13 protein-coding genes are annotated in these 18,891 nt (G+C 54.8%); 7 read left to right on the top strand and 6 right to left on the bottom strand.

Annotation, left to right across the window (positions count from 1 at the left end):
* Window positions 1–41 precede the first annotated feature (41 nt).
* The 7 genes from brxC to brxL all read left to right on the top strand — a co-directional run bounded on the left by brxC (window position 42) and on the right by brxL (window position 15,237).
* A complete protein-coding gene (gene brxC, locus G403_RS0112740; protein ID WP_027854332.1) occupies window positions 42–3,623 on the top strand; it encodes a BREX system P-loop protein BrxC in 3,582 nt (1,193 codons plus the stop codon).
* Window positions 3,624–3,663: 40 nt separating this feature from the next.
* Window positions 3,664–5,334, top strand: a complete 1,671-nt coding sequence (locus tag G403_RS0112735) for an ATP-binding protein (protein ID WP_027854331.1) — start codon at window positions 3,664–3,666, stop codon at window positions 5,332–5,334.
* A 74-nt stretch (window positions 5,335–5,408) separates the two neighbouring features.
* The gene (locus tag G403_RS0112730; protein WP_245578319.1) at window positions 5,409–6,626 is read left to right on the top strand and encodes an AAA family ATPase; all 1,218 of its coding nucleotides are present in this window, start codon (window positions 5,409–5,411) and stop codon (window positions 6,624–6,626) included.
* Window positions 6,623–7,120, top strand: a complete 498-nt coding sequence (locus G403_RS0112725; RefSeq protein ID WP_027854329.1) for a hypothetical protein — start codon at window positions 6,623–6,625, stop codon at window positions 7,118–7,120. The genes G403_RS0112730 and G403_RS0112725 overlap by 4 nt, the downstream gene beginning before the upstream one ends.
* A gap of 3 nt (window positions 7,121–7,123) precedes the next feature.
* Complete coding sequence (pglX, locus tag G403_RS0112720) at window positions 7,124–10,663, top strand: BREX-1 system adenine-specific DNA-methyltransferase PglX (RefSeq protein WP_027854328.1); 3,540 nt, start codon at window positions 7,124–7,126, stop codon at window positions 10,661–10,663.
* Complete coding sequence (gene pglZ, locus G403_RS0112715; protein ID WP_027854327.1) at window positions 10,660–13,173, top strand: BREX-1 system phosphatase PglZ type A; 2,514 nt, start codon at window positions 10,660–10,662, stop codon at window positions 13,171–13,173. Before pglX ends, pglZ begins: the two co-directional genes overlap by 4 nt.
* 12 nt (window positions 13,174–13,185) lie before the next feature.
* The gene (brxL, locus tag G403_RS0112710) at window positions 13,186–15,237 is read left to right on the top strand and encodes a BREX system Lon protease-like protein BrxL (RefSeq protein WP_027854326.1); all 2,052 of its coding nucleotides are present in this window, start codon (window positions 13,186–13,188) and stop codon (window positions 15,235–15,237) included.
* A gap of 32 nt (window positions 15,238–15,269) precedes the next feature.
* On the opposite strand, the gene G403_RS0112705 is transcribed toward brxL, so the two are convergent.
* The 6 genes from G403_RS0112705 to G403_RS0112675 form a co-directional block, all read right to left on the bottom strand.
* Entirely contained in the window at window positions 15,270–15,620 is a 351-nt protein-coding gene (locus tag G403_RS0112705) for a DUF7673 family protein (RefSeq protein WP_036233695.1), read from the bottom strand.
* A 105-nt stretch (window positions 15,621–15,725) separates the two neighbouring features.
* A complete protein-coding gene (locus G403_RS25465; RefSeq protein WP_169719903.1) occupies window positions 15,726–15,884 on the bottom strand; it encodes a hypothetical protein in 159 nt (52 codons plus the stop codon).
* Window positions 15,885–15,932: 48 nt separating this feature from the next.
* Window positions 15,933–16,565: a recombinase family protein gene (locus G403_RS0112695; protein ID WP_027854324.1), complete on the bottom strand. Its 633-nt coding sequence runs from the start codon at window positions 16,563–16,565 to the stop codon at window positions 15,933–15,935.
* Window positions 16,566–16,685: 120 nt separating this feature from the next.
* Window positions 16,686–17,066: a hypothetical protein gene (locus tag G403_RS0112685; RefSeq protein WP_245578318.1), complete on the bottom strand. Its 381-nt coding sequence runs from the start codon at window positions 17,064–17,066 to the stop codon at window positions 16,686–16,688.
* Between the two features lie 79 nt (window positions 17,067–17,145).
* Window positions 17,146–17,559: a hypothetical protein gene (locus tag G403_RS0112680; RefSeq protein ID WP_027854322.1), complete on the bottom strand. Its 414-nt coding sequence runs from the start codon at window positions 17,557–17,559 to the stop codon at window positions 17,146–17,148.
* Window positions 17,552–18,400 carry a hypothetical protein gene (locus G403_RS0112675; protein WP_027854321.1) on the bottom strand — a complete coding sequence of 283 codons (849 nt, stop codon included), beginning with the start codon at window positions 18,398–18,400 and terminating at the stop codon, window positions 17,552–17,554. Before G403_RS0112675 ends, G403_RS0112680 begins: the two co-directional genes overlap by 8 nt.
* Window positions 18,401–18,891: the final 491 nt, after the last annotated feature.

Raw genomic sequence — 18,891 nt, 5'->3', positions numbered from 1 at the left:
GGACGATACGATTCGAGGCGTAATCATTAAGGGAAAGTACAATGACATTGAAGAATATTTTTCTAAAGCCCGTTGACCGCCCCATTGAAGGCGTTATCAAAGCCGACGATGAAGCCAGTCTTCGCCTCGAAATTGAAGAATACGTACTGACCAACGAAGTCGAGAAGCGTCTCGAAGAGTTCCTGGACGCCTACAATAACTACGAAGGGGCGAACGGGGTCTGGGTATCCGGCTTCTTCGGCTCGGGTAAGTCACACCTGCTTAAGATGCTGGCGCTTCTGCTTGAAAACCGCGAGATGGACGGTGCTACAACCCTGGACCTGTTCCTTCCCAAATGCAGCGAGAATGAAATTCTCCGGGGCGACCTGAAACGAGCTGTCTCAATTCCGGCGAAGAGCATTCTGTTCAACATCGATCAGAAAGCCGATGTCATCAGCAAAACCCAGATCGATGCGCTTCTGGCCGTGTTCGTTAAAGTCTTTGACGAAATGTGCGGTTACTACGGCAAACAAGGGCACATTGCCCAGTTTGAGCGCGATCTGGACGGCCGTGGCCTGTACGAACAATTCAAAGTCGAGTACGAGGCCATCGCCGGCCGCCCCTGGCAGAAAGGCCGGGAGCAAGCCCTTCTGGAAGGCCCGAATATTGCCAAAGCCTACGCCGCTGTGACCAGTGGCGACCCGCAGTCGGCAGCGGGCATTCTGGACAAGTACCGCAGCGAATACCGCGTTTCAATTGAGGACTTCGCGGACAATGTGAATGCCTATATCGAGAAGCAGGCAAAAGAGGGTGGCCACAAAGAGTTCCGCCTGAACTTTTTTGTGGACGAGGTCGGCCAGTACATTGCCGACAACACCAAGCTGATGACCAACCTGCAAACCATTGCCGAGAGCCTCGCCACTAAGTGTCGGGGCCGGGCCTGGATTATCGTCACCGCCCAGGAAGAGATGAAAAACGTGGTTGGCGAAATGGGCAAGCAGCAAGGTAACGATTTCTCGAAAATTCAGGCGCGTTTCAATAACCGCATGAAACTGTCCAGTGCCGATGTAGCGGAAGTGATCCAGAAGCGCCTGCTGACCAAAACCGAAGAGGGCGTTAACCAGCTGTCAGATCTTTACCACGATCAATCCAATAATTTTAAAACGCTCTTCGATTTTTCGGATGGTTCGGCTACCTATCGGAATTTCCGGGATCGCGACCACTTCATCCACAGTTATCCCTTTATCCCCTACCAGTTCGCGCTGTTCCAATCGGCGATCCAGAATCTGTCCCAGCACAACGCCTTTGAAGGTAAGCACAGCTCTGTTGGTGAGCGCTCCATGCTAGGGGTTTTCCAGCAGGTGGCCATCCACATCGGCAACCATGAGGTGGGCCAACTGGCCACCTTTGACCTGATGTTTGAAGGCATCCGCTCTGCACTGAAATCACAAATACAGCGGGCGATTATTCAGGCCGAGAACCACCTCGATAATGCCTTCGCCATTCGTCTGCTGAAGGCCCTGTTCCTGGTCAAATACGTCAAGGAATTCAAGCCCACGGTGCGCAACCTTTGCGTGCTGATGCTGGATGCCTTCGATCAGGATCTGCCGGCACTTCGCACCAAGGTCGAGGAGGCCCTGAGCCTTCTGGAGCAACAGACCTACATACAGCGCAACGGCGACCAGTACGAGTACCTGACGGACGAGGAAAAGGACGTCGAGCAGGAGATCAAGAACACAGAGGTCGAATCATCGGACGTGGCTGACGAGCTGGAAAAGATCGTTTTCGACTTTGTCATCAAGCAGCGCAAAATCCGCTATGACGCAGGCTCCTCCCAGAACCAGGGGCAAGACTACTCCTATTCGCGCAAACTGGATGATCGTCTGCATGGGCGTGAATACGAACTCTCGATCAATGTCATCAGCCCGTTCCACGAGCATACTGACAACGAGCAGATGCTACGTACAGCCTCGACCTACAAGGCGGACGAGCTGTTCGTGCTCATGCCGTCGGACGAGCGCCTGGTGCGCGATCTGCTCATGTTCAAGCGCACCGAGAAGTACATCAAGCAGAACATTTCCGTTACCCAGCAGGAAGCCGTAAAGCGGATCCTGAATGACAAGGGCTTTCAGAACCGTGAGCGCGAGGCCAGGCTCCGGCAGCAGGTTCAGACCCTCATTGGCAAGTCCAAGTTGCTCATTGGCGGGGCTGATGTGGAGGTCGCGAATGAGGACCCCCAGACCCGTATTATTCGGGGCTTCCATGAGCTGATTTCACGGGCTTACCCGAACCTCCGCATGTTGCGTGGCGTTTCCTACACGGAAAATGACGTCAGCAATTGCCTCAACCGTACAGACGATGGTCTTTTCGGTAATGATGCCACGGCCCTGGCGGAATCCGAGCAGGAAGTGCTGGCGTTCATTCAGAGCAACAACCGGGGCGGTGTCCGCACTACCCTCAAGAGCCTGCTGGAGAAGTTCGAACGCAAACCCTACGGCTGGTATTACGCCGCGATTCTCTGCACCCTGGCCAACCTGTGTGCCCGTGGCAAGGTGGAAGTTCGTCTCGACGGGAACATCCTGGAGGACAGCGAGCTGGAGCGCGCCCTGCGTAACACTCACGGCCACGGCAACGTGGTGCTGGAACCACAGATTGAGTTCACCGCCTCTCAGGTCCGAGCCCTCAAGTCGTTCTACGAGGACTTCTTCGACAGCCCGCCCCGCAGCAGCGAAGCCAAGGCCCTGGGTAAAGAGGCCGGCGAAGCCTTCCAGGACATGTACCACGACCTGGATCGGCGGATAGCGCAGGTCGATCAGTACCCGTTTCTCAATGCCTTGAAACCTGCCCTGGTGACGCTGAAAGAGGTCGCCGGAAAGCCCTACACCTGGCACTTGACGGAATTGGGCAAGCAGGAAGACCAACTGCTGGACCTGAAAGAGGATGTCATCGACCCCATCCGCAAGTTTATGGGCGGTTCACAAAAAGACATCTACAACCAGGCTCGGTCCTTCCTGCAGAGCCAGGAGCCCAACTTTATCTATGTGTCCGGGGATGAGATCGAGCAGATCCGCACCATCCTGAACGACCCCAACTGCTACAAAGGGAATCGCATTCAGCACCTCAAGGGCCAACTGGATAGCCTGCAGGAGCGCATCGACGAGAAAGTGCAGCAAACCCGAGCTCAGGCAGAAACCTCCCTGAAGACCATGCAGGAACGCATGCAAAGTATGGACGAATATCAGTCCCTGCCGGAACCACGCCAGGATGAGCTCAACAAACCGTTCCGGGATCTGGTCGACTACATCGGGCAGGAGCGCCTGATTGCCGTGATCAAGGACCGTACCCGGTACTTTGAAGAAGAGGGCTACCAGAAGCTGCTGGGCAAAATGGTGGCGCTGGCCAATCAGAAATCAGCACCGGCAGACGACCCCGATCAGCACCCAGGTAGCCAGAGTGAAGACCAGAGTGACGGGGGGACTCCCGAGGTCAAGGAATCGCCCGCCGACTATGTTCACACCCGCAACCTCCGTGTCGCGTTCGACAAGGCCTGGCTGGCCGACGAGGGGGATGTGGACCGCTATCTGAATGCCCTGCGCGAGGCCCTGCTGGTTGAAGTCCAGCAAGGCCGCAAGGTCCAGATCTAAGCGTGCCGAACCGTCTAATCGGTCAAAGTTGGGGATAGCCATGCACGAAGCCGAACAGGAAATCCAGGCGCTCATTCGCGGCGGCGAAAGCCTTGCCGTCGAGTTCAAAAGCGACGTCAAAAGCCTGCCGGACCGGGATCTGGTAGCTGCGGTGGTGGCCCTGGCCAACACCGAGGGCGGCGACCTGTTCCTGGGCGTTGAAGACGATGGCACCCCGACTGGGCTGCATGCCAATCACCGCAACCTCGCCGGCCTGCCCGCGCTGATTGCCAACAAGACCATTCCCTCGCTGGCTGTGCGCGTTGAGTCCCTGGAGCTGGACGGGCAACCTATTGCCAGGATCCAGGTGCCCAAGTCCCGGCAGCTGGTGTCCACTTCGGATGGCCTGCTGCAACGTCGGCGCCTGAGAATGGACGGCACTCCAGAGGCTGTGCCCTTCTACCCCCATGAGTTTGTTCAGCGCCAGTCAAGCTTGGGGGTAACGGACCCCTCGGCCTTGCCGGTGGAAAACCTCGCGGTTGAGGACCTGGACCCGATTCAGCGCATCCGCATCCGCAACGCCATCAAGAAGTACGGTGGCGACCAGAGCCTGATGCCCCTGGCGGATGATGAGCTGGACGGCGCCCTGGGGCTGACTGTGAGCGTGGGAGGCATGCGCCGCCCTACGGTTGCAGGCCTGTTGCTGCTAGGGAGTGAGATGCAGCTCCGGCAACACCTACCCTCCCACGAGGTAGCCTTCCAGGTGCTGCGCGGTACCGATGTGCTGGTCAACGAGTTCTACCGCAAACCGCTGCTGGAGACGTTTGAAGAGGTCGAAGTGCTGTTCCGCGCCCGGGTGGAGGAAGAGGAGATTCAGGTCGGGCTGTTTCGCGTGCCCATCCCCAACTTCGACCGTCGAGCCTTCCGGGAAGCCTTCGTAAACGCCCTGGTTCACCGCGACTACAGCGCCCTGGGTGCCGTGCACGTCAAACTGGACGACGACGGCCTGAGCATCAGCAATCCCGGTGGTTTTGTGGAGGGCGTCAACCTGGACAACCTGCTGGTGGCTGACCCTCGCTCCCGTAACCCATTGCTGGCTGACATCATCAAGCGCATTGGCCTGGCCGAACGCACTGGCCGAGGCATCGACCGGATCTTCGAGGGTATGCTCCGCTACGGGCGCACCGCCCCCGACTACTCCATGTCGTCCGCTCACACCGTCTCCGTGCGCATGAGCGCAGCGGACGCGGACGCCGAATTCCTGCGGATGATCGTCGAGCGTGAGGAACAGACCGGCGCCGCCATGCCCATCGACAGCCTGATCATCCTGTCCCGGCTGCGCAATGAGCGGCGCTTAAGAACGGCGGACCTGGCCAAATCCGTGCAAAAGCCCGAAACCGTGGTCCGGGGCACCCTGGAAAAGCTGGTGGAAGCAGGCATGGTGGAAGCCCACGGCACCGGCAAGGGCCGCACTTACACCCTGAGCGCCAAGGTTTACCGGGGGGCGGGACAGAAGGCGGCCTACGTTCGCCAGGCGGGGTTCGATGCCATCCAACAGGAGCAGATGGTGCTGAATTTCATCGATACCCACGGCAGCATCAAACGAGCGGATGCCGCTGATCTGTGCCATATCAGCCCTTTCCAAGCCACTCGGCTGCTCAACCGCTTGAAAGACAAGGGTGTGATACGCCCGGTAGGCCAGGGGAAGGGGACTCGATATGAGCGAAGCTGATAAAATACGTGCGGCGCACGAAAAATACGAGCGGATACGAGCGCCGCGCGTATTTCCGCGTGCAAGTGAGGGCAGTGGCCGACCGGGTGCTGGATCAGGGGATAGTGAACAATCGGGAAGTAATGATGATAGACCGGCTTGAACTCAAAAACTTTACGTCATTCGGTGATCTGAACATCGATTTCTCACCCAAGATCAACGTGATCATTGGTGAAAACGGTACCGGCAAAACACACTTGCTCAAGGCGGCCTATGGGCTTTGTGCCGGCGCATCGTTTTTCAAGAGCAAGCCGGATCTCGGTAAAGCCGAGCTCGAAGCGGCCTTAACTACCAAGTTCTTACGCCTGTTCATGCCTCTGGATGACAAGCTCGGGAAGATGCACCTCCACGGGGCCAGGGAGCACGCCAGTTTAACCGCACAGTTTGCAGAGGGGCAGAAGGTCAACGCGACCTTTTTCAACAACTCCTCTGAACTTTCGATCAAGGATTCGCAAAGCTACGCCAAGTACCGGGCTGAGCCAGTGTTCATCCCAACCAAAGAAGTGCTCTCTCTGGTCAAGGGTATGGCCGACGAAACACACGATCAGAAGACGGTTGAGCTGATATTCGATGATGGCTACGTCGATCTTGCCAAGGCCCTGACCAAATCCAGTGATGACGACCTGGACGTGCGAATCAACCAAGATCCGAGGCTGAGTTCGATCGTTCCGCAATTGGTCAGCCTGATTGGTGGCCGTTATCAGTGGGAAAACGGCGGCTTCTGCTTCCAGCCAGGTGAATATCGGGAAAAGCCCTCTCCTAAACGAACCAATTCCAAGTCCGCCCAAGCGTATCAGGACTCCACAGTGACGGAGTTCGTCGCAGAAAGCGGTCGTCAGTACTCCAGCAGCATGACAGCGGAAGGCTTCAGAAAGATCGGTATTCTGCACAGGTTGCTAAGTAACGGCGTGCTGTCTCCTGGTTCCAGTGGCCCCCTGTTCTGGGACGAACCAGAATCCAATATGAACCCCAAGCTGATGAAGCTGCTTGTTCAGGTTCTTCTGGAGCTCGCTCGAAATAACCAGCAGGTCATTCTCGCCACCCATGATTATGTACTGCTCAAATGGTTTGACCTGCTGGTCCGACCGGGCCAGGGGGATCACATTCGCTTCCATGCCTTGGTCAACGAGGGTGACCGAGTCACTATTCAATCAGCGGATAGCTATAAAGAGCTGGATAACAATGCCATAGCGAACACGTTCAATGATTTATACGACGAAGAGATCAAGCGCTCGCTCGGGGGAAAGGTATGACTCTTCTCTCCGAGGACGATCTGGAATTCGATTTCAGCGATGCTATTGAAGCCGTCCGCTTCGATGACGACGCGCTACATGGGCAAAGCACCATGAAGCGCGTTGATTTTATTGCAGAGTATGAGGATCGCTTGGTTTTTGTGGAAGTAAAAGACCCTGACAACCCTGTCGCGACCAATCCTGAAGCATTCAGACAAAAGCTCGTCAGTGGCAATTTGATACCCGAATTGGCGGGGAAGTATAGAGACAGCCTCTGGTTCCGAGCCCTCAGCGGTAAGGCGGGAAAACCCGTTCATTATATCGTCCTGCTTTCCATGGCCGCTCTCGATCCCGCATTGCTGCTCGCCAAACAAGATCAGCTGCACCGCTGCCTGCCGTTGAATCACAAAGACTGGTCTCTGCCGTTTGCACAGGCGTGCGTCATTCTCAATCTGGACCAGTACAAGAAACAATTTGGACCCCATACCGTCCGCAGAATAAGCGCGGGAGCCTAATTCATGGAAACATCGAAACTTAAAAAATTCGCCCAATTCGCTCGACGGAGCCTGCTCGAACAGGTTACAGCTAAGCTCAAACTGGTATTGGCCGAGGAGAGTCCTGCCCGGCGGGAAAGCCCGGCGGCGATCAAAAGGCTCGAAAAGGCGATAGCCGACCAGGACAAGGAACAGCTTATCGAGCGGGTAGCCTATATTTGGTTTAACCGCTTCTGCGCGCTGCGATTCATGGATGTGAACCGCTACAACCGCATTGGCATAGTTTCCCCTGCTGAAGGGCAGTTCCAGCCTGAGATTTTGGCTGATGCCAAAATGGGCCACATCAATGAAGAAATGGTGCCGGAACCAACCCGTCAAAAGATCTTCGCCCTGCTGGACGGCAAATCGCCCAGCCAAGACCCACAGGGAGAGGCCTATCGTTTGCTAGTCGTTGCCGCTTGCAACCACTGGTACGGCGCCATGCCGTTCCTTTTCGAACGCATTGACGATTACACCGAGCTTTTAATGCCGGATGATCTGCTTTCGGGCAACTCGATCCTGGCCTATACCCGTGAAGCCATGACACCGGACGCCTGCCAGGATGTTGAGGTAATCGGTTGGCTGTATCAGTTCTATATCTCCGAGAAGAAAGACCAGGTATTTGCTGACCTCAAGAAAAACAAGAAGGTTACTCCCGAGAATATCCCGGCGGCGACCCAGCTGTTCACGCCGCACTGGATTGTCCGCTATTTGGTGGAAAACTCTCTGGGGCGCCTCTGGATGCTAAATCGCCCTGATTCTGGCTTGATCGAGCAGATGGATTACTACATCAAGCCGGAAGAGCCCGAGACCGACTTTTTGCGGATCAGTGGCCCGGAAGAGATCAAGATCTGTGACCCGGCCTGCGGCTCGGGACACATGCTGACGTATGCCTTCGATTTGCTGTATGCCATTTACGAAGAGGAAGGCTACGAACCTAGCGATATTCCAGCCCAGATTCTGACTCACAACCTATACGGCATTGAGATCGACGAGCGTGCTGGAGAATTGGCCGCTTTTGCACTAACGATGAAGGCGCGGGCCAAGCAACGCCGGTTCTTTCGTAAGCCGGTTCAGCCCAATGTTTGTGTCCTTGGGAGTGTACATTTTGAAGATGGTGAACTGAAAGAATACATGGACTTCGTCGGGCACGACCTATTCACTGAGCCGATGCTCACTACCCTTCGCCAGTTCGAGGAGGCCGATAACTTCGGCTCTCTGATCCGTCCCGATATCACTAACGCCTCCGGTATGTTAAGAGTTGTCGAGTCAAAGGATGTCTCCGGGCAGCTGTTTATCAGCATGACTCATCAAAAGGTTCTGCAAGTCTTGAGACAGGCCGAATACCTGAGCCCTAATTACCACGTGGTAATTGCCAATCCGCCTTATATGGGCAATAGAAGCATGGCGGGGCGATTGCAAGCATTCGCAAAGAATAATTACCCAAGCAGCAAATCAGATCTATTTGCAATGTTTATCGAGCGTAATCTAGATCTGACTAAAAAGTGCGGTTCAGTTGCAATGATAACCATGCAAAGCTGGATGTTTTTATCTTCATTTGAGACCTTGCGCACCACTATTCTCGATAAATACACAATTGCTTCCATGGCTCATTTAGGCGCAAGGGCCTTCGATAGTATTGGTGGGGAGGTTGTCTCAACTACTGCGTTTGTAATAACTGATTCAAGAAGAACCAAATCCAAAGGGTCTTTTCTGAAACTCTCTGACGGTAAAAGTGAGGCGGAGAAGGATGCGAATCTTAGAGAACGACGCTCAAATCCTTTTCTCGCCTCAACAGAAGATTTCAAGAAGATACCGGGTAGTCCTATTGCTTACTGGGTAAGTGATACTGTTCGTCAAGTCTTCGCCAATGCTACTTTATTTGGAGAGGTTGTAAAGCCTAGAGTTGGTTTGCAAACAGGATCAAATGACATATTCATGAGAGCGTGGCATGAAATCTCTATAAAAGAGATTGGCTTTGGGCTCGCATCACGCGATGAGGCATCTGAAACGAGCTTAAAGTGGTTCCCATACAACAAGGGTGGCGACTGGCGTAAGTGGTACGGTAACTGTGAGTATGTCGTTGATTGGGAAGATGACGGAACCCGCATCCGAAATTTTAAGGACGAGAACGGCAAAGTACGATCCAGACCTCAAAATACGGAATATTACTTCAGGGAGGGAATCACATGGGCTGACATAACTACAAACTCATTCGCTGCGAGACACGCACCTAATGGTTTTATTTTTGACGTTAAAGGCTCTTCAGGCTTCCCAGAAAGAAACATGTTGAAGCAAGTGATCGGATTGATGAATAGCAAGCTAATGCTTGGGTTTATGCAAATTCTCAATCCAACCACCACGTTTCAGGTTGGAGATATGGCACGAGTTCCGTTTCTGCGCCCTGAAAATAGTAGGCAGCACTTGGATGCCAATGTTAATCGTTTGATATCCCTTGGTAAAATAGACTGGGATGCCTATGAGACATCTTGGGATTTCCGTTTGGCGGAATTGCTGCATCGAAACTACCGTCAGCCAACCTTGAAAGATACCTACCAGAAGCTTCGTGCACACTGGAGAGAGGTAACGCTTGAGATGCAACGGTTGGAGGAAGAGAACAACCGGATCTTCATTGATACTTACGGCCTGCAGGATGAGCTGACGCCCGAAGTCCAACTCAACGAGATCACCCTGACCTGCAACCCGCGCTACCGCTACGGCAACGACAAGAGCGAGGATGAACTGGAGGCGCTACTCTTGGCTGATACCATGCGTGAGCTGGTTTCCTACGCCGTGGGCTGCATGTTCGGCCGTTATGCGCTGGACAAGCCGGGACTGATCCTGGCCAACCAGGGTGAGACCATCGAGGACTACCTCAAGCAGGTTCCGGAGCCCAGCTTCCGGCCCGATGAGGACAACGTCATCCCTATGCTCCACGGCGACTGGTTTACTGACGATATCACAGAGCGCTTCCGTGAATTCTTGCGTGTGGCCTTTGGCGACGAGCATTACGAGGAGAACCTCCGCTTTGTTGAGCAGGCGCTGAACATCAAAGGCAGGCTGAACTACGGCATCCGCGACTATTTTCTTGGCGAGTTTTACAACGATCATATTGCCACGAATAAATCTTATCGAGCTGGTTATAAAAAGCGCCCCATCTACTGGCTGTTCACCTCACCCAAGGGCTCATTCAACGCACTGATATACATGCACCGCTACCGTCCCCATACAGTAAGCGTGGTGCTGAAATATCTGCGCGACTTCAAAGATGAAAAACTCCTTAATGAAAAAGAGCACTGGGAAGAGAAGAGTATTAGCAAAGATGCAACACCGGTAGAAAAAACCAACGCTATTAAAGAAATCGAGAAAATTAACAAGACACTAATCGAATTAGATGAGTACGAGCGGAACGTGCTTTACCCGTTGGCCACCAAACAGGTGGAAATTGATCTCGATGAAGGAGTGAAGGCCAATTATCCGAAGTTCGGCGAAGCTTTAAAGAAGATTACTGGGTTAAGCCAATGAGTGATCGTATTAACCAGGCTCTGAGCCGACTGTTCGATAAGCACCGCATCGTGTTCTGGTACGACACCAAGCAAGAGTTGCGCAGTGACTTCGAGGCGGTTTCCATCACGGACGTGGAGAAGCTGGAGATCGCGAACAACGAGTACGGCCTGAAATACCGTATTTTGCGAGAGTCACCGGAACAGAGGTTTCTTCTATACAAAGAAGGTCCGCAGCCGGAGGATCTGGATAACTGGTTGCTGGATGTGCAGTTGGCCCACGGCGAGTTCCGGACTGACCAGGTGGCCATCTGGCTGTCCGAACTGGAGCTGGGCCTGGAGTTCGCCGAGGTGGCCCAGGCCCACGCGGAATTTTTCCAGGCGATCAAGCGCAAGGAGGCGCTGAAGAAGTTGCTGAAGCTGGATGACACTGCCGGCCAGCTGCGCCTGAAGATGCTGGCCGTGTGTGCCGGTAGTGAGCCCCGTATGGACTCGGTGGTGGAAACCCTGCTGCAGCAACTGGCGGAAGAGCGCGATGATGGCATCAGGCTGATCGAACGGTGCGGCTTGGATAGCTTCCTGTGGGAACAACTGACCCGTTTCTACGGCTACGAGGCCAGTGAACCCAGCCTTCGCGACTTCGTGATTGAGCTGTTCAAGTCCTGCTACGCCATGACTGTGGGTGGAGAGCGCACCGATGGCGAAGTCAAACTGACCGGCGACGCCCTGGTGTTCCTCAAGCGCTGGAAAGACAGCCGGCAGTTCGAGCAGGGGTTTGAAACCCTGTCTGCCGAGTGTGCCGAGGTGCTGGGCATTGAGCAGGATCTCGGTAAGCGGGATTTCCGTGACCTGGTTGAGCTGGACTACTTCCGGCTAATCGACCAGAAGATTATCAGTGACCTGGTGCGGGCGGTGGTAGGCCGCACGGTCACCAGCGGTGATGTGGCACTGTGGGTGCGGCAGCGGCGCCAGGGCCATTGGTACGGGGAGTTCCGCCACCTGTATGAAGCCATTGAGTTTGCGGCCCGTTTTGTCCAGATGCTCGGTGAGGCTCGTCTCACCATGGACAGCCTCTCCGACGGCGTTCAGCGATACAGCCGCTCCTGGTTCCAATTGGATCAGCTCTATCGCAAGTTTACCTACCATGTGCGCATGTCTGGCCAGGCATCGTTGATGGGCGAGCTCAGTGAGCAGGTGGAGAATCTGTATTCCAACAACTACCTGCTCAAGCTGGGCGATGGCTTCCAGGTTCACGTGGACGCCGCGCCGCGTTGGGAGGCCTATCCGGTCGTTCAGCAAAAAGCCTTTTTCGAGCACTGGGTTCGCCCGTACCTGCGCAAGGACAAACGGATCTGCGTGATCATTTCCGACGCCATGCGCTACGAGATTGGTGACGAGCTGCTGGGCCTTATCCGGCAGGAGGATCGCTACAGCGCGGAGCTCGAGCCGGCTCTCTCAACCCTTCCCAGCTATACCCAGCTCGGCATGGCGGCGCTGCTGCCCAACAAGTCCTTGGCGATCGCCGACAATGATACCGGTACGGTACTGGTGGATGGACAAAGCTCACAGGGTACAGTCAATCGTACCAAAATCCTGCAAGCCGCCCTGGATGGGCGGGGCCAGGCCGTCAAGGCGGAGGATTTTATGCAGCTCAACCGGGACGACAGCCGGGAGCTGCTCAAAGGTAATGATGTGCTGTACATATACCACAACCGCATCGATCACACCGGCGACAAGATGCATTCAGAGGGGCAGGCCTTTGAAGCCGCAGAACAAACCCTGGATGACCTGATTCGTCTGATCAAGAAACTCACAGCGGCCAACGCCAATAACCTGCTGATCACCGCTGATCATGGCTTTATTTACCAGAACCGTGAGCTGGATGAGAGTGACTTCCTGGGTGATGCCGTTTCTGGCGATGATATTCGCTACCGGGACCGTCGGTTCGTGCTGGGTAAGGGGCTGTCCGCCTCTCCGGCGTTCCATCACTTCTCGTCTGAGCAGCTTGGGCTGGATGGCGATATGGAAGTGCAGATTCCCAAGTCTATCAACCGGCTGCGCCTTAAAGGCTCTGGCAGCCGCTTTGTGCATGGCGGCGCATCCCTTCAGGAGGTGGTGATTCCGGTCCTGAAGGTCAATAAGAAGCGCCAGAGTGATGTCAGCGCCGTTGAAGTGGACATCCTGCGTGGGGCCAGCTCGGTGATCACTTCCGGCCAACTGGCCGTCACCGTGTATCAGTCCGGGCCGGTTACCGAGAAAGTACAGCCTCGCCACCTGCGGGCCGGGATTTATACCCAGTCAGGGGAGTTGATTTCGGACAGTCACGAGCTGTCGTTTGACCTGACCTCGGAGAACCCCCGCGAGCGGGAGCTTCAGGTGCGCTTTGTGCTCAGCCGCAAGGCGGACGAGGCTAATGGCCAGGAGGTTTTCCTAAAGCTGGAAGAACAGCACGCCGGCACCTCCCACTACAAGGAATACAAGTCGCTCAGGTATTTGATGCGGCGGTCCTTTACCAGCGATTTTGATTTCTGAGGGTTATAGCCAATGAGCACGCTTGACCAAAAGATCAACGAGCACTTCCAAGGGTTGGTGGTCCGCAAAGACTTGGTGAAAACGGTCAAGGGCAACGCCATCGTCCCCTCATACGTGCTGGAGTATCTGCTCGGCCAGTACTGCGCCACCAACGACGAGGCCACGATTCAGACCGGTATCGAAACGGTCAAGGAGATTTTGGCCAAGCACTATGTTCACCGGAACGAGGCCGGGCTGGTGCGCTCGAATATCAAGGAAAAGGGGCGCTACAAGGTCATCGATAAGATCAGCGTGGCCCTGAATGAGAAGACGGATGCCTACGAGGCGCAGTTTTCCAACCTGGGAATCAAGAAGGTATTGGTGGATTCTGGGACCGTGAAGGCCCACCCCAAACTGCTGGTAAGCGGCGTCTGGTGCATTGCGGACATCGAATACGTATTTTCTGAAGACCAGAACGTCAGCCCCTGGATTCTGTCCACCCTCAAGCCGATTCAGCTATCTCACTTTGACTACGACGCCTACGTTGCCGCGCGGCAGCAGTTCAGCACCGATGAGTGGATTGACCTGCTGATACAGAGTATCGGCTTTAACCCGGAGATGTTTGGTCGGCGCAGCAAACTGACGCAACTGGTCCGATTGATTCCGTTCTGCGAGCGGAACTACAACCTTATCGAACTTGGCCCCAAAGGGACGGGTAAATCCCACGTTTACTCTGAATTCTCGCCCCATGGGATCCTGGTTTCCGGTGGTGAAGTCACCGTACCCAAGCTGTTTGTGAATAACTCCAGCGGCAAAATCGGCCTGGTGGGCTACTGGGATTGCGTGGCCTTCGACGAATTCGCCGGCAAGCAGAAACGCGTCGATAAAGCACTGGTCGACATCATGAAGAACTACATGGCCAACAAGTCCTTCTCCCGGGGAGTGGAAACCCTGGGCGCCGAGGCGTCCATGGTGTTCGTGGGGAACACCCGGCACACTGTTCCTTACATGCTGAAGCATTCAGACCTGTTCGATGAACTGCCGGACAAGTTCTACGATTCTGCCTTTCTGGACCGAATCCACTTCTACATCCCCGGGTGGGAGGTCGATATCATCCGGGGCGAGATGTTCTCCGACGGCTATGGCTTCGTGGTGGACTACCTTGCAGAAATCCTGCGCTCGATGCGGAACTACGATTATTCCGATCAGTACCGGGAGCACTTTACCCTTTCTTCGGATATCTCGACCCGTGACCGGGACGGTATCAACAAGACCTTTTCCGGCTTGATGAAGATCCTGTTTCCCCAGGGCGGAGCAACCAGGGATGAGGTTGAAGAAGTGCTGCGTTTTGCCATCGAGGGGCGCAAGCGGGTCAAGGACCAGTTACAGCGGATTGATACTACTTACGGCGAAGTCCGATTTTCCTATCAGGATCAGCAGGGCCAGGAAACGTTGGTCACCACACTTGAGGAAGAAGAGTATCCGGGTTACTACCATCAGACAGTGTCTACTCCTGATGACGGGGGATTAGAGCCCGAGCCAGCAGTAGACGTTAAAGGTGGCGAGCCCAAAGAGCCCCGCGCCCCTGAGCCTGCGCTGGAGGAAAAACACCTGACCTTCCAGGAGAACCAAAAAGGCATCTCATTCGACGGCTTGTTTGGCGCATACCTGAAGGGCGCCCGCAAGATCACCGTCACAGACCCCTACATTCGGCTTTTCTACCAGATCCGCAATTTCATGGAGTTTCTCGAGGCCATCGTGAAGAACAAGGCCGAGGAAGATGAAGTGGCGGTTCACCTCATCACCGTCCGGGACGAGTTCAAGGGGGATCTGCAAGACGAGAGTTTTGAAAAGATCCAGGAATCCGCTCGCACCGTGGGCATCGACTTCACCTGGCAGTTTGACGAAAGCGGGACCATTCATGCCCGTCATATCGTTACAGACCACGGCTGGAAGATTTCGCTGGATCGAGGGTTGGACATCTTCCAGCACTACGAGATGAATGAAGCCTTCGCGTTTGCTAACCGGTTGCAGCAGTTTCGGTCTAGCAAGGCCTTCGAAGTTACCTTCATTAAACAGCCATAGATCCACTCGGGAGTGCAATGGGATGTGGGGTGTCAGGTATTCAACTCCCGCTCCCACCATGACTGAAACAGCTCATCACCACCCGGCACATAGGTGTGAACCTCCCGGCCATTCCAATCCAGCGCCAGAACCTGCAACGCAGCCTGCTGCAGCTCGGTATCCAAGGCCCTCAGCCGGTTCAACTCGAACGGCCAGTGGCTGGCGTTATAAAGGCCAAGCAGGAATCGCCGGATATGCCGAGCCTCGCCACCACCGCTGTGAGCGGCGTCGATTAGTACTGTGAGAGCCGGACGCCCCGCGTCCTCTCGCTGCTGCCTCCGTTTTTCTTCCTGCTCCAATAAAAGAAGAAAGCTGTCGGGAAGCCTGGCTGTTCTGTCCTTCATGTGCATAACCTCATATCGACTTCACGATTATGCTGCCATGGACGACGCAGTAGGTACCGCTCTCAAACTGCCCGTTTTGGGCAAGAACACCGCTTTGCCCCGAATTTATTTCAGATCGCCATTGTGACGGTGTGATCTTTTTCGGAATTTACGCTCTACGAACGCTTCCAGACGGTCCGCGTTTCGGTAGGCGATAACGCAGATAAAAAGTACGACTGCGACAAAGCTCAGGAATGCAATCAGTGTGGCAGATAGGTTCAGCATATTCAGGTCTCCAATGGTTGATTGCCCTTTCAGGGCGCTTTGTTGGTTTCAGGCCGCAGCATCGGCCTGTCTTTGCTCTTTGGCGACAGACGCGATCAGGTGCCGGGAGCAGCTCAGAATCTCCTGGATCTCGCTGTAGCTGTGGCCGCTGCGCAGAAGGCTGGCGATGTGCTGCCTGCGTTTCTGATCTGGCTGCCGCCCCTGGTACTTGCCCTCCGCTTTGGCTTTGTGGATGCCTTGAAACTGGCGGCGTCGGCGGTCTTCGTAATCTTTGCGGGCCACGGCAGCCAGCATGTCGAGCATCATGGCGTTGACTGCCCGGAGAATAGAGTCGGTGAATCCGGTGTCGTCTTTCTTTTCTAGGGCGAGCCAACTGGTCGGTAATTCCGGGGAGACGATGGCTAACCGCTTGGCGGCCAGTTTTTGTTTGAGAGAGTCCCAATCATTCTGTTTGAGGCGAGCCAGCCGGTCGATCTGTTCGACCAGCACAATGTCGCCCTCGCCGGAATCTGCAATCAGCTTCATCAGCTCGGGGCGGTGTAAGGTGGCGCCGGACACGTTCTCCACATAGAAAGCCGCAATGCGCTGACCGTGGTTGGCTGCGAACTGTACCAGTGACTCCCGGGCTCGCTCCGCATTCTGTTCCTGCGTGGATGCCCGAAGGTAGGCTCGAATAAACATCGTCGGTTCCTCAGTCTGTTATAAGTGGTTCTCTCTGGCCGGTCTGGTTTAGGTGGTTCCGGTGGTCGTTACCGGGGTCGAACCCCTGGTTCTCCTGATCTGTACCCATAAGGAACCACCTTAAGAGTCGAGAAACTCCCCGAACGGATCGTCCGCTCGATAAATCTGGTTGATTCTGTCGTCATCGAAGAAACCCTCAGTACCGCCATCGCTCCCATTGCCGGAAGTTGCCTTGCTGCTCGCGCCGGTTGCCTCCTCACCACTGCCTCGACTAAACGACGCCATCTTTTCCTCAAACTCGGGAAACGTCATTTCCCCATCGGGTCCCTTGGCGAAAGCCGTCTTGTAGGCATCGACTGCGGCCAGGGCGAAGCGAGTGAACAGTGCGACCACCCAGAGCACGAACAATAGATACCATGCGTAAAGCGCAGCATCAGCCCCCCTAAAGGCGATCTCCACAACGCCGATTCCGGCGAGCCCCACTGCTACGAGTTTTGCCACTCTCACCACGGCCTCAGTCCCCGATAGTTCTTTACACTGAAGCTACCAGAACCTGAGAAAATGCAAGTTTTGCCCGGCGTCAGGCCGCTGCGGCTTGCCCGGCCAGCCACGGCAGTTTCACCTTGCTGTAGGCATCATTCGTCATCGCCCTCAAATCTTCCACGTTCAGGTGTGGAACCAGCAACGCCGTGCCTTGGTACCGAACTCGCGGGTAGTTGGATGGCTGGAATACACCATGAGGGAGGTCGTCCTCATCGCCCAGCCACTGTCTGAGCCGGAGATCGACACACCAGCCCTGTTCGAGCTCGATCCAGCAATGGGGAGCGGTGGTCATTCGGCTCAGTCGGTCCTCCGCGTATCCGATCCGGCATTGATGGAAGATGCCTCGCTCGCTCAGGGCATTGCTGATCACAAAAGTCATGTAGACGCTATCGACTCTCAGGTCCTCCAGCGGCAGCAGTGCCAACTCAAGTTCATCGTGCCAGTCACTCATGGTTGGGCTCCCTGAACATCAGCTGTTGGCCCTGTTCATACAGCACCGGATAGGGAAGCGGCTCGCCGTCCTGGATCACGGTGTTCGGTGGAAAGTACATCACTATCCAGGGAGGCATGCCGGCGCTGACAGCGCCATAGAATTCATCTACTGGAAAGGTGAGTTCATGGCCGGACTGCCGAAATACCAGTCGGGAGTACTTCTCGGGGTGGTTGGCAGCGATGTTGTAACTGGCTGCTTCACCGCCGATGACATAGCTTGGGGTCTTCCAGTGATTCGGTTGTTGGATGTTGTAGGCGATGAGGCAGTTGCTATCGGCACAGCCATATCGCTCCGCTGTCACCGACCACAGCATGAGCGGGTGCCCGTCAATTTCTGGCGTCTTCACGTCTGTGAGTTTCGTTGCCGTAATTGCCATCGATTCGGCGGCCTGGGTGATGGCCTCATCCACGACGGCAACATAGTGGTCATAGGCGTCATCCTCGTTTGCCGCCAGTGATTCCGGCATCCAGCCCATCAGGCTGGGTCGCGCCGAAGGGTTGTCCGGCGTCATCATGATGTCAGTGGCGTTGAAGAACAGCGTCTGGGTGCCAGTAAGATGACGAAGCGGCGCATCTAATGAAGTAGCCAGACTGGCCAGGTTGAGGGCGCTTACCAACAAACCCTTTCGATACGAGCGCGTCCCGTCTGGTGAGTCTCGAAGGTCCTGATCGTAGACGCCCCCGGCACGGGCCAGGTTCAGTGCGCGGGACGATTCGTCGTCATAGTGTCGAGGCGTAGCAGCGCAACCCGCGAGCGCGGCTGTAATTACAGCAAAACAAATGGTCTTCAACTTGGTCATTTTGAACTCCTGCGTTTTCTAAAATACTCGCACGAAGTTTCAAATATGCAAGAGAAAAAATAAAAAATAATCAATAAAATCAATGGTTTGTACTATCAGTACAAACTTCGCTGTATCAGCAGAGGTGCGCTGGGAGCGCCGCTCTTGCTAGACTTGCTGGCAGGTTTTCTTCGGTTGAGACGAGGTGACGGGAAACCGGAAAAGATCAGGAATTCCCAGTTTCCCACTTATCCCAGTTTATAATCATGAGTAGTAACTATGTGGGCTACTCAGAGATAAAGTTTCTATTCATGGGTAGTAAATTGGGTAGTACCGATCATTTATCACAAGAGAAAACGTTTTAATCACCTGTTTTTGAAGGGTTTTATATTTTTATTCTTCGAGCAGATCCAGAATATAGAATAACGCCCTGGCGTTTTCTGTTGTAGTTTGTTCGCAATCTGGCTGGGTTCTACATATACCGTCGGTAACTCATTCGGTCGCTTATGCTA

The organism is Marinobacterium litorale DSM 23545 (assembly GCF_000428985.1).
Lineage (GTDB): Bacteria > Pseudomonadota > Gammaproteobacteria > Pseudomonadales > Balneatricaceae > Marinobacterium_D > Marinobacterium_D litorale.
Note: the sequence above shows the minus strand (reverse complement) of the source record. Positions and strands in the feature narration are given on the sequence as shown.

Bases quoted from the DNA above. Each gene is read 5' to 3' on its own strand.
- pglX (WP_027854328.1), top strand. From the start codon at position 7,124: ATGGAAACATCGAAACTTAAAAAATTCGCCCAATTCGCTCGACGGAGC.
- brxL (WP_027854326.1), top strand. From the start codon at position 13,186: ATGAGCACGCTTGACCAAAAGATCAACGAGCACTTCCAAGGGTTGGTG.
- G403_RS0112695 (WP_027854324.1), bottom strand. From the start codon at position 16,565: ATGTTTATTCGAGCCTACCTTCGGGCATCCACGCAGGAACAGAATGCG.
- G403_RS0112725 (WP_027854329.1), top strand. From the start codon at position 6,623: ATGACTCTTCTCTCCGAGGACGATCTGGAATTCGATTTCAGCGATGCT.
- G403_RS0112735 (WP_027854331.1), top strand. From the start codon at position 3,664: ATGCACGAAGCCGAACAGGAAATCCAGGCGCTCATTCGCGGCGGCGAA.
- G403_RS0112680 (WP_027854322.1), bottom strand. From the start codon at position 17,559: ATGAGTGACTGGCACGATGAACTTGAGTTGGCACTGCTGCCGCTGGAG.
- G403_RS25465 (WP_169719903.1), bottom strand. From the start codon at position 15,884: ATGCTGAACCTATCTGCCACACTGATTGCATTCCTGAGCTTTGTCGCA.
- pglZ (WP_027854327.1), top strand. From the start codon at position 10,660: ATGAGTGATCGTATTAACCAGGCTCTGAGCCGACTGTTCGATAAGCAC.
- G403_RS0112675 (WP_027854321.1), bottom strand. From the start codon at position 18,400: ATGACCAAGTTGAAGACCATTTGTTTTGCTGTAATTACAGCCGCGCTC.
- brxC (WP_027854332.1), top strand. From the start codon at position 42: ATGACATTGAAGAATATTTTTCTAAAGCCCGTTGACCGCCCCATTGAA.
- G403_RS0112705 (WP_036233695.1), bottom strand. From the start codon at position 15,620: ATGAAGGACAGAACAGCCAGGCTTCCCGACAGCTTTCTTCTTTTATTG.